Origin of the sequence: Lentilactobacillus sp. Marseille-Q4993 (assembly GCF_951230165.1) — a bacterium.
Lineage (GTDB): Bacteria > Bacillota > Bacilli > Lactobacillales > Lactobacillaceae > Lentilactobacillus.
The window spans coordinates 1-23,781 of record NZ_CATNVB010000009.1 but is presented as its reverse complement, the minus strand read 5'-3'; the positions used below and the strand labels follow the sequence as shown (position 1 = coordinate 23,781).

At 40.1% G+C, this 23,781-nt stretch carries 23 protein-coding genes, 1 rRNA gene and 1 other annotated feature; of the genes, 17 read left to right on the top strand and 7 right to left on the bottom strand.

Features of this window, described 5'->3' with window-relative positions; translation table 11 throughout:
- Positions 1-48 precede the first annotated feature (48 nt).
- The 7 genes from QOW94_RS05130 to QOW94_RS05100 all read left to right on the top strand — a co-directional run bounded on the left by QOW94_RS05130 (position 49) and on the right by QOW94_RS05100 (position 8,606).
- Positions 49-543 (top strand): GNAT family N-acetyltransferase, encoded by a 495-nt coding sequence (locus QOW94_RS05130; protein WP_283679166.1) that lies wholly within the window; start codon positions 49-51, stop codon positions 541-543.
- Between the two features lie 17 nt (positions 544-560).
- Positions 561-1,496 carry a phosphoglycerate dehydrogenase gene (locus QOW94_RS05125; protein ID WP_283679165.1) on the top strand — a complete coding sequence of 312 codons (936 nt, stop codon included), beginning with the start codon at positions 561-563 and terminating at the stop codon, positions 1,494-1,496.
- 98 nt (positions 1,497-1,594) lie between these two features.
- Positions 1,595-3,025, top strand: a complete 1,431-nt coding sequence (locus QOW94_RS05120; RefSeq protein ID WP_283679164.1) for an MFS transporter — start codon at positions 1,595-1,597, stop codon at positions 3,023-3,025.
- Positions 3,026-3,116: 91 nt separating this feature from the next.
- Positions 3,117-3,851: a glucose 1-dehydrogenase gene (locus QOW94_RS05115; RefSeq protein WP_283679163.1), complete on the top strand. Its 735-nt coding sequence runs from the start codon at positions 3,117-3,119 to the stop codon at positions 3,849-3,851.
- Positions 3,852-4,175: 324 nt separating this feature from the next.
- Positions 4,176-5,432, top strand: coding sequence for a M20/M25/M40 family metallo-hydrolase (locus QOW94_RS05110; RefSeq protein WP_283679161.1), 1,257 nt, complete (start codon positions 4,176-4,178; stop codon positions 5,430-5,432).
- Between the two features lie 14 nt (positions 5,433-5,446).
- Positions 5,447-7,666: an alpha-galactosidase gene (locus QOW94_RS05105; protein WP_283679160.1), complete on the top strand. Its 2,220-nt coding sequence runs from the start codon at positions 5,447-5,449 to the stop codon at positions 7,664-7,666.
- A gap of 244 nt (positions 7,667-7,910) precedes the next feature.
- Positions 7,911-8,606, top strand: a complete 696-nt coding sequence (locus QOW94_RS05100; protein ID WP_283679159.1) for a hypothetical protein — start codon at positions 7,911-7,913, stop codon at positions 8,604-8,606.
- 104 nt (positions 8,607-8,710) lie between these two features.
- Here QOW94_RS05100 and QOW94_RS05095 read toward each other — a convergent pair whose 3' ends face one another.
- Positions 8,711-9,634 (bottom strand): D-alanyl-D-alanine carboxypeptidase family protein, encoded by a 924-nt coding sequence (locus QOW94_RS05095; RefSeq protein WP_283679158.1) that lies wholly within the window; start codon positions 9,632-9,634, stop codon positions 8,711-8,713.
- A 130-nt stretch (positions 9,635-9,764) separates the two neighbouring features.
- On the bottom strand, positions 9,765-10,190 hold the full coding sequence (locus QOW94_RS05090; protein ID WP_283679156.1) for a DUF1836 domain-containing protein: 426 nt from the start codon (positions 10,188-10,190) through the stop codon (positions 9,765-9,767).
- A gap of 138 nt (positions 10,191-10,328) precedes the next feature.
- Here QOW94_RS05090 and trhA point away from each other — a divergent pair, with 138 nt between their 5' ends.
- From trhA to QOW94_RS05075, 3 genes are all read left to right on the top strand, one after another.
- Entirely contained in the window at positions 10,329-10,976 is a 648-nt protein-coding gene (trhA, locus tag QOW94_RS05085; RefSeq protein ID WP_283679155.1) for a PAQR family membrane homeostasis protein TrhA, read from the top strand.
- A gap of 130 nt (positions 10,977-11,106) precedes the next feature.
- A complete protein-coding gene (locus tag QOW94_RS05080; protein ID WP_283679154.1) occupies positions 11,107-11,808 on the top strand; it encodes a CPBP family intramembrane glutamic endopeptidase in 702 nt (233 codons plus the stop codon).
- A 110-nt stretch (positions 11,809-11,918) separates the two neighbouring features.
- Positions 11,919-12,356: a hypothetical protein gene (locus tag QOW94_RS05075; protein ID WP_283679153.1), complete on the top strand. Its 438-nt coding sequence runs from the start codon at positions 11,919-11,921 to the stop codon at positions 12,354-12,356.
- 192 nt (positions 12,357-12,548) lie between these two features.
- Here the strand turns inward: QOW94_RS05075 and QOW94_RS05070 are convergent, their stop codons facing one another.
- Positions 12,549-13,715, bottom strand: coding sequence for a trans-sulfuration enzyme family protein (locus QOW94_RS05070; RefSeq protein ID WP_283679152.1), 1,167 nt, complete (start codon positions 13,713-13,715; stop codon positions 12,549-12,551).
- Positions 13,716-14,283: 568 nt separating this feature from the next.
- Between QOW94_RS05070 and QOW94_RS05065 the strand changes: the two genes are divergently transcribed.
- The 3 genes from QOW94_RS05065 (at position 14,284) to QOW94_RS05055 (ending at position 17,626) form a co-directional block, all read left to right on the top strand.
- Positions 14,284-15,453: an iron-containing alcohol dehydrogenase gene (locus QOW94_RS05065; protein WP_283679150.1), complete on the top strand. Its 1,170-nt coding sequence runs from the start codon at positions 14,284-14,286 to the stop codon at positions 15,451-15,453.
- A 333-nt stretch (positions 15,454-15,786) separates the two neighbouring features.
- Positions 15,787-16,758: a dTDP-glucose 4,6-dehydratase gene (gene rfbB / locus QOW94_RS05060; protein ID WP_283679149.1), complete on the top strand. Its 972-nt coding sequence runs from the start codon at positions 15,787-15,789 to the stop codon at positions 16,756-16,758.
- Between the two features lie 10 nt (positions 16,759-16,768).
- The gene (locus QOW94_RS05055) at positions 16,769-17,626 is read left to right on the top strand and encodes an NAD(P)-dependent oxidoreductase (protein ID WP_283679148.1); all 858 of its coding nucleotides are present in this window, start codon (positions 16,769-16,771) and stop codon (positions 17,624-17,626) included.
- Between the two features lie 34 nt (positions 17,627-17,660).
- Here the strand turns inward: QOW94_RS05055 and QOW94_RS05050 are convergent, their stop codons facing one another.
- From QOW94_RS05050 to QOW94_RS05040, 3 genes are read right to left on the bottom strand one after another with little or no spacing between them, the layout of a single operon-like run.
- Entirely contained in the window at positions 17,661-17,864 is a 204-nt protein-coding gene (locus QOW94_RS05050) for a hypothetical protein (protein WP_283679147.1), read from the bottom strand.
- Between the two features lie 41 nt (positions 17,865-17,905).
- Positions 17,906-18,637 carry a DUF4811 domain-containing protein gene (locus tag QOW94_RS05045; RefSeq protein WP_283679146.1) on the bottom strand — a complete coding sequence of 244 codons (732 nt, stop codon included), beginning with the start codon at positions 18,635-18,637 and terminating at the stop codon, positions 17,906-17,908.
- A complete protein-coding gene (locus QOW94_RS05040; protein WP_502867244.1) occupies positions 18,637-20,097 on the bottom strand; it encodes an MDR family MFS transporter in 1,461 nt (486 codons plus the stop codon). The genes QOW94_RS05045 and QOW94_RS05040 overlap by 1 nt, the downstream gene beginning before the upstream one ends.
- A gap of 157 nt (positions 20,098-20,254) precedes the next feature.
- Between QOW94_RS05040 and QOW94_RS05035 the strand changes: the two genes are divergently transcribed.
- Entirely contained in the window at positions 20,255-20,692 is a 438-nt protein-coding gene (locus QOW94_RS05035; RefSeq protein WP_283679145.1) for a MerR family transcriptional regulator, read from the top strand.
- Between the two features lie 45 nt (positions 20,693-20,737).
- On the opposite strand, the gene QOW94_RS05030 is transcribed toward QOW94_RS05035, so the two are convergent.
- Complete coding sequence (locus QOW94_RS05030; protein ID WP_283679144.1) at positions 20,738-20,947, bottom strand: DUF4649 family protein; 210 nt, start codon at positions 20,945-20,947, stop codon at positions 20,738-20,740.
- Positions 20,948-21,133: 186 nt separating this feature from the next.
- On the opposite strand from QOW94_RS05030, the gene QOW94_RS05025 reads away from it, so the two are divergent.
- The 3 genes from QOW94_RS05025 to QOW94_RS05015 form a co-directional block, all read left to right on the top strand.
- A complete protein-coding gene (locus QOW94_RS05025) occupies positions 21,134-21,607 on the top strand; it encodes a M48 family metalloprotease (RefSeq protein WP_283679143.1) in 474 nt (157 codons plus the stop codon).
- Between the two features lie 224 nt (positions 21,608-21,831).
- Positions 21,832-22,024, top strand: a binding site (T-box leader).
- Between the two features lie 43 nt (positions 22,025-22,067).
- A complete protein-coding gene (tyrS, locus tag QOW94_RS05020) occupies positions 22,068-23,324 on the top strand; it encodes a tyrosine--tRNA ligase (protein WP_283679220.1) in 1,257 nt (418 codons plus the stop codon).
- Between the two features lie 388 nt (positions 23,325-23,712).
- Positions 23,713-23,781 (top strand): 16S ribosomal RNA (locus tag QOW94_RS05015); the annotation flags it as partial.

The following is a 23,781-nucleotide window of genomic DNA, read 5'->3' as shown; positions in this document are numbered from 1 at the left end:
ATTTAAGAGCCGTCTTTTTGGTATACTTACCATTGAGGTGAAAGTAGAATGATAAAAATAATTCCGGCTACTATCGATGACTTACCATTCATCACGGATGTATATAACGAATCAGTTCCTACTAGGATGGCAACGGCAGATGTCGATAAAGTTACGGTGGAACAGCGGCAACCGTGGTTTGACAGCCATAATCCCCAAACTCGACCAATTCTGTTGATCAAAGTGGATGATGAACCTGCAGGGTGGATTAGTCTTAATGATTATTACGAAAGACAGGGGTATCGTCGGACAGCGGAAGTTAGTATTTATCTTGACCAAAAATTTCAAGGTCAGGGCCTGGGATCGGCTGCATTGAAGTACGTTGACGAGCACGCAAAAGATTATGACATCAATACGGTTGTTTCTCTGATTTTTAGTCACAATCAGCCAAGTAAGAAGTTGTTTGAGAAATTTGATTACAAATTATGGGGTCATTTGCCTGATGTAGTTGAAATGGACGCCAAAAAATATAGTTTGGATATCTATGGAAAGCATATTAATTAGAAGGGTGGATATTAATAATGGCAAAAAAAGTTGCAGTGCCAGAGGGAATGATTGCTGCTGGTAGTGAATATCTAATTGAGCGGGGTTATGAGGTTATTACTACTAAAAGTGACCAGCAGGATATTTTGGCTAAGGCGAAAGACGTTGATGGAATCATTCTGTATACGGAACCAATCGACAACTCAACGATTGATGCCATGCCAAACCTAAAGATTTTAGCGCGTCACGGGGTTGGATATGACAATATTGATTACGATTACGCTGCGTCTAAAGGAATCTGGACAACAATCACTCCTAACGCAAATGCTGGAACGGTTGCGGAATCAACCTTAGCAATGATGTTAGATGTTTCGAAGAACATAACTCAACTATCATTGAGTTACAGAAATGGAACGGGACGTAGTCAAGCAATTGGGTTCGATCTTGAAGGCAAAACCCTTGGAATAATGGGATTTGGTCGAATTGGTAGCCTAGTTGCTAAGAAGGCTAGTGGCTTGGGGATGAATGTTCTTGCTTATAGCCGAACAAAGAAGGATACTCCATACGCAAAATTTGTGGACAGGGATACGATTATCAAGGAATCCGATGTTTTAAGCTTGCATATGGCAGTAACTGATGAGACCATTCACGGGATTGGAGCCGCTGAATTTAAGCAGATGAAAGACTCAGCCGTCCTAATCAATTTAGGCCGTGGGGCCCTAGTTGATCAGGACGCCCTCATCACTGCCCTGAAGGCTGGTGAGATTGCAGGAGCCGGCCTAGATGTGACCGAGCCTGAACCCCTACCAAGAGATTCAGAATTATTTGAGCTACCTAACGTAGTACTTACCCCACACGTTGCCTCAAATACCGTTGAAAGCATGACTAGAATGGCGGTTGGAGCGGCTAGTGAAATCGACCGGGTTTTACAAGGTGACCAGCCAAAGTGGGCCCTAGTTGATATTAATAAATAGGGTTTAAAAGCCAAGGCGAGATAGTACTAATTTTTTGTAAGTTATGTTATAAAGGTTGCATGATGATTACGAAAAATTAAACAGGGGGTAGTACGGTTATGGAGGGGAAGAAGAATTATCCAGTAATCGCAGTTTTGGGGCTATTCTCATTGCTTACTAGTCTAGCCGGTTCGAGTACAAACTTGGCGTTACCTAAGATTGCAGTTAGTTTGGGCGTATCAAGTGGGATGGCCACTTGGGTCGTGCAGTCTGGATTGATTACCACAGCAATTTTACTGGTGATGTTTGGCCATTTAGGGGATTTGATATCTAAAAACTATATTTTTTTACATGGTGGGATAGCATTCTTGATTGGGTCAACGATTACGGGATTCGCCGTTAACTTTTGGATGATGATTCTTGGAAGAATCGTTCAAGCTGTCGGCTCAGCGATGATCATGGCAAACTCAATGGGAATCGTGAACGATTATTTTCCTGATAAACGGAGAGCTGAGGCCCTTTCCTACATTTCAATGTTTATCTCGGTGGGCGCGATTTCAGGGCCAGCGTTTGGTGGATTTATCATGTCGGTGGCCACTTGGCGATGGATTTTCTGGATCAATATTCCAATCTCAATTTTAGCTTTGGTGTTAGGATTTAAAATTTTACCTTCGCCGAAACAAACTGTGGGGTCAATCAAAAAGGTTGTTCATGGTGCAAACTGGACTGGTCAAAGCCTGTTTACAGTTGGAATGGTGATTTTCTTTCTGAGTGGTAGTTTCTTCCAGGGAGGAAAGAACATTCCGTTAGGTTTCGGCTTTTTAGTAGTTGGAACAATAATCACTGTGTACTCATTTATTCAGGACGATAAGTCAAAGACCCCATGGATTGCCCCCGAACTGTTGAGAAACCGGGCTTATATGACTTCAATCTCGGCGTTGCTGTTGGTAATGGTGGTTAATGCAGTTTCTAATATACTGTTACCGTTCTACTTACAAAGTTATGGCCTGTTAACACCACTTGAAAGTGGATTGATAACCATGTTGCAGTCAGTGACGATGTTGATCACAAGTCCGTTTGCTGGGATTTTAGCTGACAGAATGAACCGAGAACTACTGACTGTATTTGGACTGGCGGTACTAACCTTTTCTCAGATTGGATATATTCTGTACCCTGCAACAATGAATTTACCGCTGATCATTTTGCCAATTGTGTTAAACGGTATTGGAATGGCGCTATTCTTATCACCGAATAACGCATTAACGATGGGACTTGTTGACAAGAGTTTGTCCGGAATTGCCGGTTCATTCAACTCCTTTGCTAGAACATTGGGGATGACGATTGGAATTAGTTTTAGTTCCTCGCTACTATTTGTTCAGCTTCCAGGGGTAGTTCACATTACCCCACAATTGGGCGGGGAGTTCATGACCGCATTCCGAAACGTGTTCTGGTTGGCAATCGTTATTTCAGGAATTAGTTTACTCATGGTAATCCACAGGTATTTCAAGTCAAAGAAAGCTACTAAAGCATCCTCCATTGGTGCTAAATAATAAATCCGTAACGGGAGACTAAATATTTTTGGTCTGCCGTTTTTTATCTATAATTGAGGTGTAAGCAATTTCAAAAAAGGGGGATTTTCTCATGGGAAAATTAGACGGAAAAGTTGCGATTATTACTGGTGCATCTCAAGGAATGGGAGCAAGTCACGCCGAATTGTTCGTTGATGAGGGGGCCAAGGTTGTCTTAACTGACATCAACGCCGAAAAGGGTCAGGAAACAGCTGCAAAACTTGGTGATAATGCCGTGTTTGTCAAGCAGGACGTTGCTAGTGAGGAAGACTGGAAAACGGTTGTTGATACGGCTATTGATAAGTTTGGTAAAATCGATATTTTGGTCAATAACGCCGGAATCACATTCAGCAAGTCAATGTTTGACGTTTCAGTTGATGACTATATGAAGATCTTCAAAATCAATCAATTAAGTGTCTTTCTTGGAATGAAGGCAGTTGGTGCTAAGATGAAGGACAACGGCGGTGGTAGTATTGTCAATGTTTCATCAATCAATGGTTTAGTTGGTGGGGCACTTGGTTACACTGACACTAAATTCGCAGTTCGTGGAATGACGAAAGCGGCTGCTCTTGAATTATCCCATTATGGAATTCGGGTTAACTCAGTTCACCCAGGAGTAATTTCGACGCCAATGATTCATCAAGGAGACAACGAAGAAGTAATTAAACAATTTGCGAAGGCAATTCCACTACAAAGAGTTGCGGAACCTGAGGAAGTTTCTAAGATGGTTCTTTACCTAGCATCAGACGATTCAAGTTACTCAACCGGATCAGAGTTCGTGGTTGATGGTGGATTGACAGCTCAATAAAATTATTCTAGTTATTTAGAGATTGGGACATAACTAGGTAAATCGAAAAAAATAGCGATAAATTTCATTTTCTTGAAATTTATCGTTACTTTTTTGCTTTCATCCAAATCATTGCTACACGCAGTAACCATCAGGACTGAGGGCCATTATTCATGGCCCTCAGTTACTGTTGGTTGTGCGGGGGTGGGACGACGAAAGCATCTTCGTATGCTTTCTGTCCCACCTCCTTTTGTCCCTAGCCAATTAATTAAGCTTTTTACAGAAAACAGGTATAATAACAAGTAAAGCGGATTCACACAATTACTTACGAATGGGAGTGCCAGTTTGAAAGACACCGAAAAAATTCAAATAGTCAAAGATTTAATAAATATCAACAGTGCCAACGGTAACGAAGGCGCCGTTGCTGATTACCTTATCAACCTATTTAGGGCTCACGGAATTAGAGCAGTTCGAATTGAGCAAAAGCCTGGTCGGAGTAACGTTGTTGCTGAAATTGGGACTGGTCATCATCCAATCGTTGGACTGGCAGGTCATGAAGACACGGTTGCGGTTGGAGATGAGTCAAAGTGGAGATCAAATCCATTTGAGGCAGAAACTGAAGGCAATGTGCTCACGGGATTAGGAGCTAGTGATATGAAGGCTGGTTTAGCCCAGTTTGCAATCACCTTCATTGAGCTCCATGAAGAAGATATGGTTAAAACGGGAACGATTCGTTTCATTGCCACGATTTCGGAGGAACTGACTGCCGAAGGAGCAGCGTATATTGCTGATGAGGGTTACGTGTCTGACCTTGATGTCATGATGATTGCTGAGCCTACGGGGGTCCCTGTTTCAGAAATCGATAGGTATTTCAATGGCGGTGCATTTATTGATTCTAATTCATTTTTCAAACTCAAAAAATCAGTCGAAGGGTTACCTGAGGATGATGAACAACACTTTATTGTAACGGCTCACAAAGGGTGGATGACATACACGGTAACTGCCCATGGAAAAGCTGCCCACAGCTCGATGCCTAAACTTGGAGTTAACGCTGTGGACACTTTGATTAAGTATTATGTCGCTGAGAAGGATTTTTATCAGGGACTAACTGAACGCAATTCCACCCTTGGCGAAACGGTCTACGCTCCTGACATTTTCCATGGCGGTGAACAGGTGAATAGCATTCCGGATTTAGCCTATGAGCGGGTTAAAGTGAGAACGATTCCGGAGTTACCAAATGAAGAGTTGATCATCCGATTGAGGGATTTAGTTGCTGAGTTAAACCAGCATCCAGACGTTAATTTGGAGCTGACTGTTGATTATAGTGAACGACCTGTAATCAGTGATGATAAGGGTAAAATGGTCCAAATTTTGCAGAAAAATGCGGCCACGACTTTACAACAGGCTCAAAATCTACCAACAATTGGGGTTTCACTGGGAACGGACGCGTCTGAGTTTACTAGGATCAATCCGGATATGGAGGTTGTGATTCTAGGTCCAGGAAATACATCTGCTCACCAAGTTAATGAATATTTACATTTAGATACTTATCTGAAGATGTTTCCACTATTCAAACGATCAATTGTTGATTATTTAAAATAACGGGGGTAGGGATAATGACAGTGCACGTTAATGAAGATACCAATGTGTTTCATTTACAAACTAAGAACTCAAGCTATGTATTTCAGGTGTTGGGTAACGGTGATATCGGCCAAGTTTATTATGGCAAACGAATTCATGTGCGGGACAGCTATGCCAATTTGATGACGATGGAACGACGGGATGCAACGGTGGCATACAATTTGGAGCATCCGGAGTTTCAGCCCGACCATATCAAACGGGAGTATGCCGATTTTGGTCGTGGGGATTTCAGGTTTCCAGCATTTCAAATTACTTCCCCTGATGGGAATAGAATTTCAGATTTCAGGTATGCAGGCTATAAGTTAACTAGAGGTAAGTTCCGGTTTGAAGATATGCCGGCTACGTTTGGTGACAAAGAGTCTGCAGAAACGCTGATAATAAAGCTGGTTGATTTCAGTGCAAACCTTGAGATACATCTTTCATACGCTGTTTTCCCTGATGATGATGTAATTGTTAGAAGTGCTAAGTTTATCAATAATGGGAACAGTCTTATGGAAATCAACCATGCCTTTAGTGCTCAGCTTGATCTACCAGATAATGATTATGACTTTGTGCATTTTTCTGGGGCGTGGGCAAGGGAACGCCACATGGAACGTACGCCATTGAGGTCAGGCGTTCAAAGCGTTGGTAGTCTACGAACAGCAAGTAGCCACCAGGAAAATCCCTTTGTAATGCTGGCTAGGCCACACACGAATGAAAACAGTGGCGAAGCAATCGGCTTTAATTTAGTTTATTCAGGAAACTTTTTGGATCAAGTTGAGGTCGACCAGTTTGCAACGACCCGGGTACTGATCGGAATTAACCCAAATGAATTTAGGTGGGGATTAACCCACAGCAGTCCATTTCAAACTCCTGAAGCGGTGCTTGCATACTCCGACCAGGGGTTCAATCAGTTATCCCAGAACCTAGCGACATTTTACAGCAAACATTTGGTTAACCAGCGGTTTGCTAAGCAGGAACGACCAATTCTAATTAATAATTGGGAAGCAACTTACTTTGACTTTAATGAAGATAAGTTGATGACGATTGCCAAGGATGCTAAGAAACTTGGAATTGAAATGTTCGTTCTTGATGATGGTTGGTTTGGCAAACGGGATGATGATACGACATCGTTAGGTGATTGGTTTACCGATAAACGGAAGTTCCCAAAGGGGTTGGGGCACTTTGCTGATCAGATTCACGACATGGGGCTTAAATTTGGCCTTTGGTTTGAACCAGAGATGATTTCGATTGAAAGTGAATTATATAAAGAGCATTCGAATTGGATGATTAATGCGGTAGGGAGGCCAAGTACACCGGGGCGAAATCAATTCGTACTTGATATGAGCTATTCCGAAGTTGTTGATTATCTATACGATAAAATTAGTGCTGTAATTAAAGAAACCAAACTGGACTACGTAAAATGGGATATGAACCGGTACATCACGGAAATGTTCAGCTATGCCTTGCCATATGGTCAACAGCCAGAAATGCCACATCGCTACATTCTGGGGGTTTATGATTTGTACGACAGGTTGACTCAGAGCTTTCCTGACGTAATGTTCGAATCTTGTGCTTCCGGTGGAGGCCGGTTTGATCTTGGAATGATGTACTATGCTCCTCAAGCATGGACTAGTGATGACACAGATGCATACGAACGGATGCTAATTCAGTATGGGACTTCATATGGTTATTCGCAGTCAATGATGGGAGCGCATGTATCAGCGGTCCCTAACGACCAGACTGGGAGAATAACTTCTTTAGATACGAGAGCAAATGTTGCTTACTTTGGTGATTTTGGCTACGAGTTAGATATTACCAAACTAAATAAGCGGGATCGGGCTAAAGTTGAAGAACAGATAAAGTTCTATAAACAATACAGAAAACTATTTCAGTTTGGGAAATTCTACCGTCTTAGCAACCCATTTGAAGGTAGCAAAAATGTGGCTGCCTGGATGGTGGTAAGTGATGACCAAAGTGAAGCGATTGCTGCTAGATATCAGGTGTTAAACCAACCTCAGGCAAATTATTTGAGAATTAAATTTGCGGGACTGGACCCAGATAAGGAGTATCGGGTTAACGATGACGAAGAAACCTATTTCGGGGATGAATTGATGAATGCAGGTTACTTTGTGAGCCAGATTTTGGATCCAGATAAAAAAGTTAGAGAATCAGCTGATTTTTCAAGTCGGTTGTTTGTGATTAAAGAGGTATAAAAAAGGCGGACTCGATTGTGAGTCCGTCTTTTTGATAGGAAAATGGTAGAGATACTTTTTGTATGTTTGATAAGAAAGTAATCAAAACTCACGGTTTATGTATATCCTATGTAACATCAATGACTCTTGACCTGTTAAAGATAAAAATTATAGTATGATTAAAAGTCGCAATCTTTTTAATGTACTTGGAAAGAAACATGAGCTTTACATTGATTTAGGGGAATAAGCAAGAGGAGTGTGTGTAATGCCCTATAGTTATCTTGACATCGTACTTCCTAATAAGCAATCTGAAGAAAAATTGCAAGCAGCGTTTTTTCAGATTAACCTAACTCTAGACAGCTTCGTTGATGAGATCCGGGTAAATAATCCCCGGTACAATCGACCTTCATTTTATATTGAAAACTTAGGCTTGACGGAGAATGAACACAATTCAATTGTGAATTATTTTAAAGAGAACTATCAAAATAGTATTCAAAAAAATACAGATTGGCTTTCTAAGTGGCTAAACGAAAATATTTATGAAATGCCAAATGATTATATTCTTCGAATGGTTAATTCATATTGTCATTGGTGTATAACGAATAACAAGGAGGATCAATATATGCCAAATAATTGGCAGGATATTCAGCTATCAGACAAAAAAAGCCAGGACGCACTACAAGCAGTTTTATTCCAAATTAACAGTGTCATGGTTGATATCGTTGAAGAAATTAAAATGAACAATCCTGACTTTAAACTACCATTTCAGTGGGTAGTCGGGTTAAGCCAGGATGAAAATAGTTTGATTTTACAACATTTTATTTTTAATAAAAATGAAAAGGATTCAGATAGTATTGCTTGGCTTACTAACTGGCTAAGCCAACATGATTATTCAGTTTCTCAAGATTCTGTTAAGCAAATAGTCAGTAATATCCGTGATTCAATTAAATTGATGAACTAAATGTTTAAGCTATTAGAATAAGGGCAGCTACAAGTAAAATCACTTGTAACTGCCCTTATTTCAATAGTACTCGGTGACTCCCGAAAGGGTTCACACTCTCTTCTCTATGCCCAGCCCTTGCTATAAGCGTAGTTCATAAGAGATCTAGTTTCTGTAAATTCGTTAACGTCGTTCAACACAACTGACACGATTCTGTCGTGGCCACTCTTCTTAGCAGTACCAACGAAACAGTAACCAGCAGGTGTGGTGTACCCCGTCTTCAAACCATCAACATTCAATGATGCTTGGTAGTACTTTCTACCTGGCAACAAGTTGTTGTAGTTGTAAAGAGTTTGGCCATCAATCTTCATACTCTTGATACTTGAGTCTTCAGTAATATCAGGGTATTCATTGATCAAATTAGTTGCCATATGAGCAACGTAATTAGCTGACATTAGGTTAGCATATGAACCTGAAACCCCGTAACCATACTTAGCGAGCTCGTTGTTTTCCATTCCGTTAGCGGAAACGAACTTAGCTCTGGTAAAGTTCCATTTCTTTGCTTGAGTGTTCATCATTTTGATAAACTTCTTGTTTGCAGATGGGGTTGATCCACCAGCAACCCATTGACCTAAGGCAATCGCTGCGTTATTTGATGATTCAATCAAAGCGGCTAAATATAGCTGACGGACAGTGTATGAGTTTTTGTTAAACTTAAAACCACCGTAGACAGAAGATTTACCCATTGTTTTTAAACCATGATAACTAGTATTTACCTTTGAATTCCAAGTTGCTGAAGTATCGTCAAGCTTTTGACGTACTAGGTATAACGTCATCAATTTAGAAATTGAGGCGATTGGCCGTAACGTGTTTCCCTTTTTTGACCAAGCAACCTTGCTCTTATTTACGTTCATTACTGCCGCAGCAGATGCATGACTCACGTTGACTTTGGCAGCGTGGGCCTGGGTAGCAGCAGGACCAAATGATGTGAATACCATGGCACCCATTGCAATCGTAATTAATCCCTTGAATAATTGTTTACATTTCATATTCTCAGTACTCCTCCTAAAAATGTCTGTGACCAATTTAGCACGGAATAACAGGGGGATTCAATGGTTTTGCAGAACTGTAACTGAATTGTGTAGTTAGTGACACACTCTGTAAAACTGGCGTGACATTTTACTCCTTAATGAAATTATCGACTTTACGCCTTGTAACCACTAGTTCTGCCAATAATGTTGGTAGTTCCTCATTAGCAGGAAAGCCAACTGACTCGCTAATTTGCTGGTTGATGGTCGTTACTAGTTTGTCATAAAACAAATCAATTCTTGAAGTGCTTAAAAATTGGCTAATGGCGGTCAAACTCAGAAAGGGTTTTAGCAAACTAACAATGATGATCATTGCCAGTTGATTTTGATCGTATTTTTTTGTAACAGGCTTGGAAATAATCTTCTTTTTAACGTAACTATTAATCATCGATTTTGTAAGTGGTTGGTCCGTTAAATTTTCCGTATACTGGTTAACTAATCCGACGGTTTGGTCGATGTATAAATCAATCGTTGGTAATTCTTTAAATAGGGGTAAGTTAGATGAAATAACTGTCATTAGGAACTCCTTTAATTGTGTCTAAGATTAGTATGCCATAATTTGAAAGTTAATTCCACCTTATCTAGACTTTGAGTCTAGATAATCTTGACATCTGCACGGGATGTGGTTATTGTAGATAAAAAGGAGGTAATCGGTATGTTAAATAAGATTCCGAAGAATGCAAAGACAATTACATATGAAGTTTTCAACGCAATTACCCATGGGGTGTCCTTTATTGTGGCGATATTTTTAAGTGTTATGCTGATTGATAAAGCCGTTAACGAAGGGCTAAGACCGATTTCGATTGCTAGTATCGTCGTGTACTGTGCCGCAGTTCTAGTTCTGTATTTAGCATCGACTTTATTTCATTGCTTTGTGTTTACAAGAGCGGGTCGAGTATTTCAGATTCTAGATCACACTAATATTTTTATTTTGATTGCTGGTACTTACACTCCATACTGTATTGTGTTTATCCATAACAAAGCAGGTTATCTCCTTTTAGGTGCAGTGTGGTTGCTAAGCATTATCGGAATTCTATTCCACATATTCGCACATGGAAAACACCAAAAAATTGAAACCACGATTTATGTTGTCATGGGGTGGCTTTGTTTACTACTTGGTAAAGACCTCTATATCAGCTTGTCACCAAGCGGCTTCTTTCTGTTAGTAGCGGGTGGGGTGATTTTTACCCTTGGAGCATTGATATACAGTATTCCCAAACTATCTGGTGCCCATCTGATTTGGCACTTTTTCGTAATGGCAGGTACTTTAGCGATGTTTCTTTCTATTTATATGAATATTTGAATGTTTATTGATAGCTCCGCCTCAAATTAATTTGGGGTGGAGCTTTGTTAATTAACACCATTTATCACCCCATAGTACTTACCTGTATGGTATTCTTGTCGATAAGGAATTTAATTTGCAGGAGGTCCGCATGCAGTTTTATACAAAAAAGACCACAATTAACTGGGGAAAAACGATAATTGCGGTTTTAATTCCATTCATGGAGTTGTTTCTTAGTAATTTTTTAGCGGAAAACATAGTTAAGAGCATGGTTGGTCGTCAGGTCATGACCGTCCTAATTTTTACAGCTGGATTTTTACTTGCCATTTATCTCTACCGTGATGTATTGGCAAAGGATTGGAAAGTTTGGCGCAGACATTGGATTAGGAATGGGCTATTAGCAATAGTTGGTGTTATTGTAATTATGCTGATTTTAAATTATGTTAGGGTCGGAATTAACAAATTAGGATTGGTTGCCGGTGGTGGATCTCTTGAACTACTTTCAATCAACAGTAGTTTGATGATGCTATTTGGTAGTTTGACATCTTTAATGGCTCCATTTACTGAAGAAATTATTTTTCGCCATGTGCTCTTCTACCAATTTAAGGGTCGTTCATGGGCGATGATAATAATGTTTTTCGTTCAGTCGATTGCGTTTGGGTTAGTTCACTGGAATAACTTTAATGGGGTCATTGTTCAAATGATTCCATACATGTTTGTTGGCGCCTTTTTTGGACTGGTTTACTATTTTTCAAAAAACATCTGGCAAAGTATCATGACTCACTTTTTGTTTGATTTTATGAATTTTATGGGGGCAGTTATTGTAGTTGTTATGCAACTGATTAATCACTAGAATGGTTTAGGGGGTGTAACTACTGTCTTAATTATGTAAACTAATTGTATGCTTTTGGAAATGGTATGTTACAGGTTGCGATGATACACTTCTTGCAAGGAGTGATTATTATGAAGCAAATACTAAAAGCAATTGGGGTCGCGATGTTGACCCTCGGATTCTTTGGATCACTGGGCAATGTTTCTGCACATGCTGCAAGCAGTAAGACCACCACTCCCAAAGCGATTCGTGGTACATGGTACCGGTATGCCGGTAATAACAAGTTTGATAAAATTAAAATTACCACGCACACAGTTACGTTTAATGATAAAAAGTACAAACCAAGTTACAAGGGTTACCGTAAGTTGGCTGTTTCCAAGTGGGGTTCATGGTATCTCTTGAATAAGTCAAGTAGTACTAAAAAAAGTCTGGGTCAATTTAAGGCTACAAAGACGTTGATTAAAGGTAAGTATAAAAAGACCCTTGTCCGGTCATACGGAGTTGGGTCGTATCAAGTCTTTACGACCAATAAATACAAGCATAAACTAACGTACAATGCATTGGGGTAACAAATCCCTTGCATTTTAAATCAAAAGGCGTTATCTTAATCGTAATCAAAAAAGGAGGTGATGCTTTTTGAATAATGGAAATTATCTTAAGGCATCAGCTGTTAAGGACGAACTCAACTAGTTGATGCGTTTAAGAAAGAAGCCAGCGAAATATAATCGCTGGCTTTTTTGTATTCAAATTTAATTTTGACATCAGTTAATAGTTGATGTTTGCTTTTCGCTTTCTTCTAATTTAATTGGGGCATCACCTAATGCCTGGCGAATGTCTTCAACCAGGTCACGGGGATCTTCAAGCCCGACTGATAATCTAATTAGGTTATCAGTGATTCCGAGTTTTAATCGAGCCTCTTTGGTCATGTCGCTATGAGTCTGTTTGGCTGGAAGGGTGACGAGACTTTCAATTCCACCTAAGCTTTCCGCAAATGAAATAACTTTGAGATTATCTAGCAATTGGGCAACCTTATCGTCGTTTACATAGAAGCTGATCATCCCACCAACTCCTGGATACAATACTTTTTGAACACTGTCGAATTTCTTCAAACACGCACATAAATAGCGGGCGTTTTTAGTGTGACGTTCCATCCGGACTGACAAGGTCTTGAGACTTCTAAGAAGAAGCCACGAATCAAATGGATCGAGGGTAACACCAGTAGTATTGAAGTTGAATAGTAAGTCATCATCAACTGCCTTATCCTTTGCGACAACAACGCCACCAAGCAGGTCGTTATGGCCGGAAAGATATTTTGTGGCGCTGTGAACAACGATATCAGCTCCAAGGGTTAGTGGTCGTTGATAGATGGGGGTTAAAAACGTGTTATCAACACAAACGAGGATGGAGTTATCGATTGAATGCAATAAATTAGATACTTCTGCGATATCGATGATTTTCATTGTTGGGTTTGAAGGGGTCTCTAACCAGATAGCTTTGGTGTCTTTTGTGACCAAGTGCTTAAGTTCGTCAACGTCTTTCCCGTCCCATTTGCTGAATTTGATGCCGTAGTGACTGCTGAGATAGTCAAAGTATCTGAATGAACCACCATAGAGGTCATCCGAAGTGATGATGTGATCACCGCTTTTGAACAGTGAGAATACTAGCTGAATCGCTGCCATTCCAGAACTGACCGCAAAACTATCAACACCACCTTCTAATTCCGCAAGTGCCTTTTGTAGGACACTTCTTGTGGGCGTTGCTAATCTTGAGTATGAGTAACGTTTGGTTGGGTCAGAAGTCTCCACTTCCTCTAAACTGTCGTGCCTAAAGTTTGAACCAAAATATAGTGGGGTTGAAATCGAGTTGTTTTGATCATTATTATCGCGGTTCCCTGCTTGAGCTAAAATAGTATCGATTTTGTTTGTCATATTAGATTCCTCCAAATTTATTTAAAAATAAAAACGGCCTCCATCCTAAGCAATTGCTTGCTCAGGGTGAAGGTCGTTCACGGTGCCACCTGGGTTCTCTGGCCGCTGTGGTCAGACTTAAAAGTACTCCGATTGGAATACCCGGCTTATTAACGGTAGCAACCGGGACACCTGCCTTGCGACTCGTGTCCAAACTCCGAGTTCATTTTCATCACCGTCAATCTATCTCCATTTCACCCGCCGGAGCTCTCTATATTAGAATCTAGTGATTACTCTTCTCATCAACATTTAACATTTTCTAATTGTCGTTATTTTATATCTTGAATTTGAAATAGTCAATAGGGTAATTTAAGTGGAAAAATCTGATATCAAGTTCACAAATGGACTTAATAAAGTCGCATATCCTGGAATGTTTACCATATTGGTGTATGGCGTTACTACTTACATATGCAGATTTTAACGTTTGAAAACGATAACATTAATAATTGTGAAACGGTTTACAAATTATAGATAGGGTAGTACTATAATGACGTTAAATAAAGTTTATATTTTATGGGAGGAATTTCCAATGAAGGAAAATTTCGATTTTTTGATGCCAAGTGTTAACTTTTTCGGTAAGGGAGTTATCAAGAAGATTGGTGATCGTGCTAAGATGCTCAACATGAACAAGCCACTGATCGTAACTGACAAGTTTCTACGGGGAATGGAAAATGGGCCAGTTGCTCAAACCCTTGCATCACTTGATGAAGCAGGAGTTCAATATGCAATCTATGATGGGGTTGAACCAAATCCAAAGGTTCGCAATATTGAAGAAGCAAAGCAAGTATATTTAGATAATAACTGTGACAGCATTATCACTGTTGGTGGTGGTTCTGCTCATGATGCTGGTAAGGGAACTGGAATTATTTTGACAAACGGTGATGATATTACCAGTTTGGCCGGAATTGAGACTCTTGATAATCCATTACCACCATTGATGGCTGTAAACACGACTGCTGGAACGGCATCCGAGTTGACCCGTCACTGCGTTATCACTAATGAAGAAACAAAGCTTAAGTTCGTTGTTGTGTCATGGCGGAATGTTCCTCTCGTATCATTCAATGACCCAATGTTAATGTTGGATGTTCCTGCATCTTTGACTGCTGCAACTGGAATGGATACTTTTGTTCAAGCAATTGAACCATACGTATCAACTAACCGGAATGAAATTACGGACGGTCAATGTATTGAAGCTATCAAACTTGTTGAAGAAAGCTTACGTGAAGCCGTTGCAAACGGCCATAACGTTGAAGCCAGAACTAAGATGGTTGAAGCTGAAATGCTTGGGGGAATGGCATTTAACAACGCTGACCTTGGGTACGTGCATGCCATGGCTCACCAACTCGGAGGTCAGTACGATGCTCCTCACGGGGTTTGTTGTGCAATGTTGCTTCCAATCGTTGAAAAATACAATATCATTGCCGCTCCTGAACGGTTTGCTGAACTTGCTAAGATCATGGGGGAAAACACCGATGGTTTATCAACTAGGGATGCTGCTGAATTAGCAATCAAGGCAATGAGACAGTTAGCTGATGATGTTAATATTCCAAGAAGTATCAAGGCAATTGGGGCAAAGCCAGAAGACTTTGAAATGATGGCTGAAAATGCTTTGAAGGATGGGAACGCCTTTTCAAACCCTCGTAAGGGTACAAAGGAAGAATTGGTTAAGTTATTCCAAGAAGCATACGATGCTGAATAATTGAGATTAATAAACAACTCGACGATTTTTTGGTCGGGTTGTTTTATTATGCAAAGATTGCCTTTATGATAATCATAAGATATAATTTATCCAAATGATTAATGATTTTGGGAGATATTATGTTTGCGAATTGGGTAAAGGGGTTAATATTGGTTGGAATTGTGTGTGGATTAGGGATCGCACTATTTATGTATGAAACACAAAATGTTCCGGTGAACTCGACAGGAACTGCATCATTTAATACCATAGAAATGAGCAGAGTTGATTGTGCAGAGCGACGAAGTGCAATCTCTGTAATCATAAAGTGATTGGAAATGATGCAGATTGAAAATAATGGTGACGGGCGGAGCCGGGTTTATTGGCTCTCACTTTATTGATTTTGAGCTGAAAAATTATTTGGATGTAGAGATTGTAAATGTTGATAAACTAACCTACGCGGCAAATGAAGAAATTATTGCTAGCCAGAGACAGGAGTATGGGGAACGGTACCAGTTTGTTAAGGCGGATATATGTGATGACCTTTCGACTTTGCTTGCTGAAAGTAGACCGGAAGCTGTGGTTAATTTTGCGGCAGAAACGCACGTTGATAATTCAATCAAACGGGATGCCCCGTTTGTGAGGACAAATATTGACGGGACGATGAACTTGGCAACCCAGGCAATGAAAGCGGGGGTTAGTAAGTTTATCCAAATTTCTACGGATGAAGTATATGGAAGTGCAGCCCCTAATCAGGCGTTTTTGGAAAAAGATCCCCTTAATCCGAGTTCACCATACTCGGCCAGTAAAGCTGCGGCCGACTTGTTAGTTAGGTCATTGTTCATTACATATGGATACGATGTTAGAATTACTAGGTCCGCTAATAACTATGGGTCACGGCAGCATCCAGAAAAGCTAATTCCCAAGATAATTAAAAATGCAATCGGGGGGCAATCAATCCCGGTGTATGGGGACGGATCGAACAAGCGTAACTGGCTTGCGGTTATGGACAACTGTAAGGCAATTGATGCGGTGTTAAGAAGTGGTCAGTCGGGTGAAATTTATAATATTGCTGGAACTGAGTCACCAACGAATATACAGTTGGTCAATAAAGTTCTTACGCTAGTCAAACAAAAAATTGATACTAATAGTAAAGTTGAGTTTGTAGCTGATCGACCTGGTCATGATTATCAGTATCGGATTAGTAATCAAAAGGTAGTTTCTCGGTTGAATGTTACGCCAACAACCAAACTTAGTGATGGTTTATCCAGAACGGTGGATTGGTATTTGAACCACGCTGATTGGCTATCCAGTAGGCGAAGTTTTTAGGAGGAAAGTAATGAAAGTTGGGTTTATCGGTACCGGGGTTATGGGTACAGGAATGATAAAGAATTTGCTGAAAGCGGGAAACGAAGTGCTGGTGTATAACAGAACTAAAGCTCACGCGAGTCAGGCAATTGATGCCGGAGCGGTATGGGTTGAATCAGTACCTGAATTGACGCTTCAAGTGGATGCAGTCATCACGATCGTCGGATTTCCTAGGGATGTGGAAGAGTTATACCTTGGCGAAGGTAAAATTGTTGCGAATGCTAAGCCTGGACAATTGTTGATTGACATGACAACTAGCTCACCAAAACTGGCTCAGAAAATTGCTTCCGTTGCCACGGTAAGGAACGCTTTACCGATTGATGCCCCTGTTTCTGGTGGTGATGTTGGCGCTAAGAATGGGACCCTCACGATTATGGTTGGTGGATCTGACGAGGCAGTTGCTAAAGCGAAATCATTGTTTGACGCAATGGGGAGTGCAATAACCCACTTTGGTAATGCAGGTGCTGGGCAGTCAGCTAAAATGGCTAATCAAATCATGGTTGCTGGCACGATGACGGGGATGGTTGAATCGTTGGAATACGCAAAGCATGCAGGAATCGACCTGGATAAAATTATTGCAACGATAAATGGTGGCGCAGCTGAAAACTGGAGTATGGCTAACTATGCTCCCCAGATTCTCAAGGAAGATTTTGAGCCAGGATTTATGATTGAACATTTTGTTAAAGATTTACGAATTGCCTTAGAGTCAGCTGATGAAATGGGATTGAAACTGCCAGGTACGGAAGTGGCAAGAAATCTATATCAGAAAATGATTGATGAAGGTAACGGTAAACTTGGAACTCAAGCGTTGATAAAGCTATTCGAATAAAAAAAGGCTGGTCACAAATTTGTGACCAGCTTTTTTACTTATGATTTAGTTTATCTTTTCTTTTCTTAACGGCGTTTGCTACATTAACCGAAATTGAAATTATTAAGAATATCGCAGCGAGAATCAGTAAACCAATTCTTACGTTTGCTACGGGCTGAATTTTTTGGATTAGAACTGCAATCCCAATTGAAATAATTAAACAGATATCAGCAAATACTAAAGCTGGGCTAAATCCCATTTAAATCATCCTTTCGCAGATATTATATCAGACTATTCGGTCTAATGAAGCGACATTTTGATTAGTTGCTTGCGAATGGAATCTTTAGCCTTGTCAGCAGCTGCTGATTTGATTTTAGCTTCAAGTTCCTTTTTCTGGGTAGCTGACATATTGGGGTTTTGCTTCATGGCAGCAGTCATCTGTTGTTTGATTGCTACAGCAAGCTTGGCCCCAGCGGATTTTTGTGATTTAGCCATGCTGACCTTCAAGTCCTTTAGTTGAGCTGGGGAATAGACGACCCAGTCATCAGTTAGCTCAAAGTAATTGACTCTGGATTTATAGTCGCCAGTTAAGTCAAGACCAGCGTACATAATTTTAAAGAAGTTGTTCTTATATTGGTAATGATTTGTGACCGTCATCAACTGAGAATTCTTCTCCCTTGATTTTTGAAACTTATTACTAGTTTTTGAGTCTACTTGGGTGTGAGAAGTCTTTTTGGCCCCTTGGTTTTTGTAGACCACGACGCTTTCACCTTCATTACCAAGCGACTTTTTGATAGCAACATTGAGACCGACCTGTTTAATGGCAACAGCAGGATCAATTCGCTTAATTGTTGTTTGCTTTTTGGCGATCATTCCGAAGTGGTGGGTATCGCCGGCGGTTATGAGAGCAATGTTACCAACTAGTCCCACAAGGGAAATAGCAACGAGAAGGTATCTTAGCACGCTACCTCTCATTAGGACAAAAGTCGAGATGAAGAGGATGGCGAAGATTACCGTTAGTAGTAAAGCCATTATTTTTCACCTCCAAAAGTTTGAGTCTTTTTAAGGAAGAATGTCACTATTAAACCAACGATTGCAAAACCAGTTGCAACAACGAAAGCAGCACTGTAGCCACCAAGGACAGCGTTTTGAGCTTGATCCTTATAGAGCAGAGGTGCTTCATGAAGAACGTGCTTAGCAGGCATTTCGTTTGAAGTAACGTTACTTAAGACACTAATTAGAACAGCTGTACCAACTGAACCAGCTACCTGGCGAAGGGTGTTGTTAACTGCAGTTCCGTGACTGATTTCCTTGAACGAAAGAGCATTCATCCCGGCAGTAGTAACTGGCATCATCGTCATGGCAACCCCAGCCATTCTAATAGCGTATGAAACAGTAAGGAAGATTGTTGGAGTACTAGTGGTTAAAAAGATAAATGGAATTGTTCCAATGGTTACCAGTGATAATCCGGCCATTGCTAACCGTTTGGCACCGATTCGGTCAAAAATCCGACCAGTAATTGGACTCATTATCCCCATCATTAAGGCTCCTGGGAGCAATGTTAACCCAGATTCAAATGCAGATTCGCCTCTAATTGTTTGAAGGTAGATTGGGAAAACCATTTCGATACCAATCATTGCAATATTGACGTCAGCTGATAGAATGGCGGAAATAAAGAAATCTTTATTTGCAAAGACGCGGATATTAAGAAATGGATTGTCCATTTTCAATTGACGAAGCGTAAAGAATCCGATTACGACGAGGCCTACAAGAATTGAAACCAGAACAACTGGGTCGCCCCAACCTTTGTCACCGACTTCAGAGAATCCATAAAGGAGTAATCCAAAACCAATGGTAGATAAAATAGCTGAAGAAAAATCAAGTGATGGTTTTGAAGTTTCCAGAACCTTCCGAACGGTGAAGAATGAAATGATGATTACCAAAAGAACTAGCGGAATCAACATTCCAAACAAAGTTCTCCAAGAATAGTTATCAACGATAAAACCTGATAGGGTGGGGCCAATTGCGGGAGCAAGACCAATGGCCAAGCCAAGAGTTCCCATGACAGCTCCCCGTTTTTCTGGTGGGAATATCGATAAGTTAACCGTTTGGGAAAGTGGCATGGAAATTCCAACGGCAATTGCTTGAACCAATCTACCAATAAAAATAGTGGCGAAGTTAGTGGCCACAAATGCTAGGGTGGTTCCAAGTAAAAAGATAGTCATTGCTGACATGTAAAGAACACGGGTACTAAATCTGTTGATCAACCACGCTGAGATGGGAATCATTACCCCGTTTACCAGTAAAAAACCGGTCGTCAACCATTGAACGGTTGATGTATTGACATCGAATGCCTTCATTAAAGCTGGAAACGCGGTAGCCAACATCGTACTACTGAGAATCATAATAAATGTACCGGCAATCATGGTTGCTACCATTAAAATCCGGTTATATGGCTTGCCGTTCGCATCCATTTGAATGTTGTCGCTCAAAAAAATCTTCCTTTCTCTAAAAAACAAAGTCTTATGAATAATAGACCTCTAAAAAAACATTGTCAATTAATTTGACAAATGTAACCGATTTATTTATATTTATGTAGTTAAATTTGTTAAGCGTGATATTTTGTAAAGGAAAACTGGTGATTAGAAAGTGGATTTTGATAAAAAACCATTTATCGATACTGAGGCATTGATTTTTGGGATTGGCCAAGTATCAAAGATAACGGGGGTATCATCGCGCCAGCTTAGGTACTGGGAGGAGCAGAAGTATATTAGTGCTCTGCAAAAGCGGAAGGGAACGTCTCGGCAGTACTCAATGCATACGTTAATAAGAATATTTCATATTCAGAGGTTTCTTAGTCGCGGATTTACCTTGCAAGCAGCTGTTGAAAAGGCTGAAAAGATTGATCAGGAGGCCCCAGTTATTAGGGACTTCTTGGTGCAACAGTTTATCGGTGTCAAAATCGAAGGTGACCGAAGTGTGTTAGATTTTGGCTATAAGGATGATAGTAAGAAGGAACGAGTGTATGGCGTTTTACAAAACGGTAAAGCATCATTTGAAATCGTTCCTGAATCAAAAGAAGAGTAAAAAAATCCCCGGCTACCAGATGTTTGGTAGACCGGGGATCTATTTTTAGTGATATTCTTCTTCAAGTAGGTTGTACAGTCCTGAAATGGTTGAATCAGTCAAGTCTACTGTCTTTCCATCAACTGTTGCCGATTTTATTTCATAATAATCTTCTAAGTCAGGGACCTCAAGCTGTTGGTTGGCAACAAAGTCTTGCGGTGATTTGTAGGAAATGGTGTGGTCTGAATGACCGTCGTTATATTTGATATCTAACATGGTTAATTCCCCCTTTTGACGTTAATTGTAGGGGTATTCCTATATGAAGGCAATTATCTGGCTTTTTGAATTTTGTGAGAACAAATTGTAACCAAAATTTGCGTAAGATTTTACTTGTGAAAAATAGTCGTGTTATATTTTATGCAAATAAAGACGGGGCATGCAATTTCTACAGGGGTGATTACGATGCTGAAACGCCTTATGGTGACCACTTTTGCGTTTTTGGTTGGTTTGTTAGGTGTCTTCTTGATTGAACACAGCGGCAACGCAATGCTTGTGAAGTTCGATAAAGCTATGATTGTTAGTAAGAATTTAAGTTACAACGGTAAAATCAAGTACTACGTCGATTCTTCTGCTAAATCTATGGATAGCGACATTGAGTTTGCAGTGAAGAAATGGAACGGGGCACTTGGAAAGAGGATGTTTGTTCAAACTAATTTTAAGAATGATTCAAGGTTAGTGATCACCAAAACCAACCGAATTAGTGGTAATGCTGCGGGGATGACTGAAGTCAATAGCGGGGTGATTGCTTTACAGTCAACGTGGATGAATCGCTACAATTCTTCTAAAAGACGTGCGGTGATGATTCATGAATTAGGGCATACCTTTGGAACTAAGGACTTGTACCTGTATCCGGTCCAGTGGATGCGTGAAATGTAAAAAAAAACAACTATAATGGGTGGAAATTATTCTACATCTATTACAAGATTTGACCGAGATTTGGCTAGGTGGTCTTTGAGTCATACTAAACAGATGTCGAATGGCGAGTTTAACAACTATCGTTCTGAACCTGATCTCTACTATCAAATGTATGTTAAGTAAGCTTTTTTCTGTATTGACAATGAGGGGTTCCTAAATTATGATTAGCTTATTCATGTATCTATGAATGAGTGACGAAGCAATCGAAGTAGTTCGTTGGTTTGAGAAGTCAGAGACTTATCGGATAGTGAGAGGTAAGCGACTTACGAATGAAATTACAATTGTGGAGCGTTATATATCGAGTCATTTCGTTATCAATGAAGAGAGATCAGCAATTGCTGGTAACTTGGGTGGTAACGCGGAAAATTCGTCCCTGACTATTTTTAGTCGGGGATTTTTTATTTTAGGAGGAATTTGCAGAATGAACATTTTAGATGATTTAAAGTGGCGTGGAGCTATCAATCAGGAAACTGATCATGATGGGTTGAATGATTTGGTGAATGAGAAGTCAGTTGGAATTTACGTTGGAATTGACCCAACCGGTGACAGTATGCATATTGGTCATCTGATTCCATTCATGATTTTGAAGAGATTTCAGTTGGCTGGCCATAAGCCAGTGATTGTTATTGGTGGAGGAACAGGCTCTATTGGTGATCCAAGTGGTAAGAAGTCAGAACGAGTATTACAAACAATGGACCAGGTTCATCATAATGAAGAAGCCTTGACTGCCCAATTAAAGCGACTATTTGGCCAAGATGGTAAGTTTGCCATCGTAAATAACTATGATTGGTTATCAAAAATGTCGTTACTCGACTTTCTACGAGACTACGGTAAGCTCTTTAACGTTAATACAATGCTTAATAAGGAAATCGTTGCAAGTCGACTTGAGGTAGGAATTTCATTTACAGAATTTACATACCAAATTCTTCAATCAATCGATTTCCTTCATCTATTCCAGAACAATGATGTTCAGGTTCAATTAGGTGGAGCAGATCAGTGGGGAAATATTACCTCAGGAACTGATCTTATTCATAAGGTGGAAGGTGCAGATGCCAAAGCTTACGGAATTACGATTCCTTTGATGTTGAAGTCGGACGGTACTAAGTTTGGTAAGACTGCGGGTGGAGCTGTATGGTTAGATGCTGATAAGACTAGCCCATATGAGTTTTACCAATTTTGGATCAATCAGGATGACAGGGATGTTGTCCGTTATTTGAAGTACTTTACTTTCTTGGATAAGGAAGAAATCGCTGACTTAGAAGAAAAAGTGAAGACAGCTCCAGAAAAACGTGAAGCTCAAAGAAGGCTTGCCCAAGAAGTAACTAAGTTTGTTCATGGTGAAAAAGCCGTTGAAGAAGCTGAAAACATTACTAAAGCACTTTTCTCGGGAGAGGTAGCTAATCTATCGGCTTCTGAAATTGAACAAGGTTTTAAGAACATGCCAAGCGTTGACGTTACTAACGAAAAGAGAAACATCGTTGAATGGCTTGTTGATGTTACTAGTATCGAACCTTCGAGACGGCAAGCAAGAGAAGATGTAAGTAATGGAGCCATCAGAATCAATGGTGAGAAGGTTACTGACACTGATGCGGAGGTTGATCCATCAGCTGCATTTGATGGTAAGTTTGTCATTGTTAGACGTGGTAAGAAGCGTTATTTCTTAGCTAGAGTTAAGTAGATTTATAAGATGATTTGAAGCAAACCAAAATTGGTTTGCTTTTTTTGTTGACAAAGTCTTGATATCACGGTATATTAGTTCTTGCAGTTTTGATTAGCGAGCAAGTGAACGACAGCTAAATGAGTTGATGTGATTCGGATAACCGAGTTAATTAATTTCAAAAAAGTCGTTGACATGAAATGCTCCACATGATATATTGTAATAGTTGTCAAAAGGCGTTGCGACGCTGATTGGTAGCCGAGTAGATCTTTGAAAACTGAACAAAATTTTCGATAAACAAATGTGTAGGGTCCTCCGATCATTTATGGTTGGAGACAAACATTTGCGAAATCAATTCGTGAAATAATCAATAAAACAAATAATCATGAGCTAACAAGCTTATCATTTTTAAAATGAGAGTTTGATCCTGGCTCAGGACGAACGCTGGCGGCGTGCCTAATACATGCAAGTCGAACGC

Excerpts from the sequence above, each read along its gene's own strand:
- QOW94_RS05130 (WP_283679166.1), top strand. The coding sequence starts at position 49 with ATGATAAAAATAATTCCGGCTACTATCGATGACTTACCATTCATCACG.
- QOW94_RS05125 (WP_283679165.1), top strand. The coding sequence starts at position 561 with ATGGCAAAAAAAGTTGCAGTGCCAGAGGGAATGATTGCTGCTGGTAGT.
- QOW94_RS05120 (WP_283679164.1), top strand. The coding sequence starts at position 1,595 with ATGGAGGGGAAGAAGAATTATCCAGTAATCGCAGTTTTGGGGCTATTC.
- QOW94_RS05115 (WP_283679163.1), top strand. The coding sequence starts at position 3,117 with ATGGGAAAATTAGACGGAAAAGTTGCGATTATTACTGGTGCATCTCAA.
- QOW94_RS05105 (WP_283679160.1), top strand. The coding sequence starts at position 5,447 with ATGACAGTGCACGTTAATGAAGATACCAATGTGTTTCATTTACAAACT.
- QOW94_RS05100 (WP_283679159.1), top strand. The coding sequence starts at position 7,911 with ATGCCCTATAGTTATCTTGACATCGTACTTCCTAATAAGCAATCTGAA.
- QOW94_RS05095 (WP_283679158.1), bottom strand. The coding sequence starts at position 9,634 with ATGAAATGTAAACAATTATTCAAGGGATTAATTACGATTGCAATGGGT.
- QOW94_RS05090 (WP_283679156.1), bottom strand. The coding sequence starts at position 10,190 with ATGACAGTTATTTCATCTAACTTACCCCTATTTAAAGAATTACCAACG.
- trhA (WP_283679155.1), top strand. The coding sequence starts at position 10,329 with ATGTTAAATAAGATTCCGAAGAATGCAAAGACAATTACATATGAAGTT.
- QOW94_RS05080 (WP_283679154.1), top strand. The coding sequence starts at position 11,107 with ATGCAGTTTTATACAAAAAAGACCACAATTAACTGGGGAAAAACGATA.
- QOW94_RS05075 (WP_283679153.1), top strand. The coding sequence starts at position 11,919 with ATGAAGCAAATACTAAAAGCAATTGGGGTCGCGATGTTGACCCTCGGA.
- QOW94_RS05070 (WP_283679152.1), bottom strand. The coding sequence starts at position 13,715 with ATGACAAACAAAATCGATACTATTTTAGCTCAAGCAGGGAACCGCGAT.
- QOW94_RS05065 (WP_283679150.1), top strand. The coding sequence starts at position 14,284 with ATGAAGGAAAATTTCGATTTTTTGATGCCAAGTGTTAACTTTTTCGGT.
- rfbB (WP_283679149.1), top strand. The coding sequence starts at position 15,787 with ATGGTGACGGGCGGAGCCGGGTTTATTGGCTCTCACTTTATTGATTTT.
- QOW94_RS05055 (WP_283679148.1), top strand. The coding sequence starts at position 16,769 with ATGAAAGTTGGGTTTATCGGTACCGGGGTTATGGGTACAGGAATGATA.
- QOW94_RS05050 (WP_283679147.1), bottom strand. The coding sequence starts at position 17,864 with ATGGGATTTAGCCCAGCTTTAGTATTTGCTGATATCTGTTTAATTATT.
- QOW94_RS05045 (WP_283679146.1), bottom strand. The coding sequence starts at position 18,637 with ATGGCTTTACTACTAACGGTAATCTTCGCCATCCTCTTCATCTCGACT.
- QOW94_RS05030 (WP_283679144.1), bottom strand. The coding sequence starts at position 20,947 with ATGTTAGATATCAAATATAACGACGGTCATTCAGACCACACCATTTCC.
- QOW94_RS05025 (WP_283679143.1), top strand. The coding sequence starts at position 21,134 with ATGCTGAAACGCCTTATGGTGACCACTTTTGCGTTTTTGGTTGGTTTG.
- tyrS (WP_283679220.1), top strand. The coding sequence starts at position 22,068 with ATGAACATTTTAGATGATTTAAAGTGGCGTGGAGCTATCAATCAGGAA.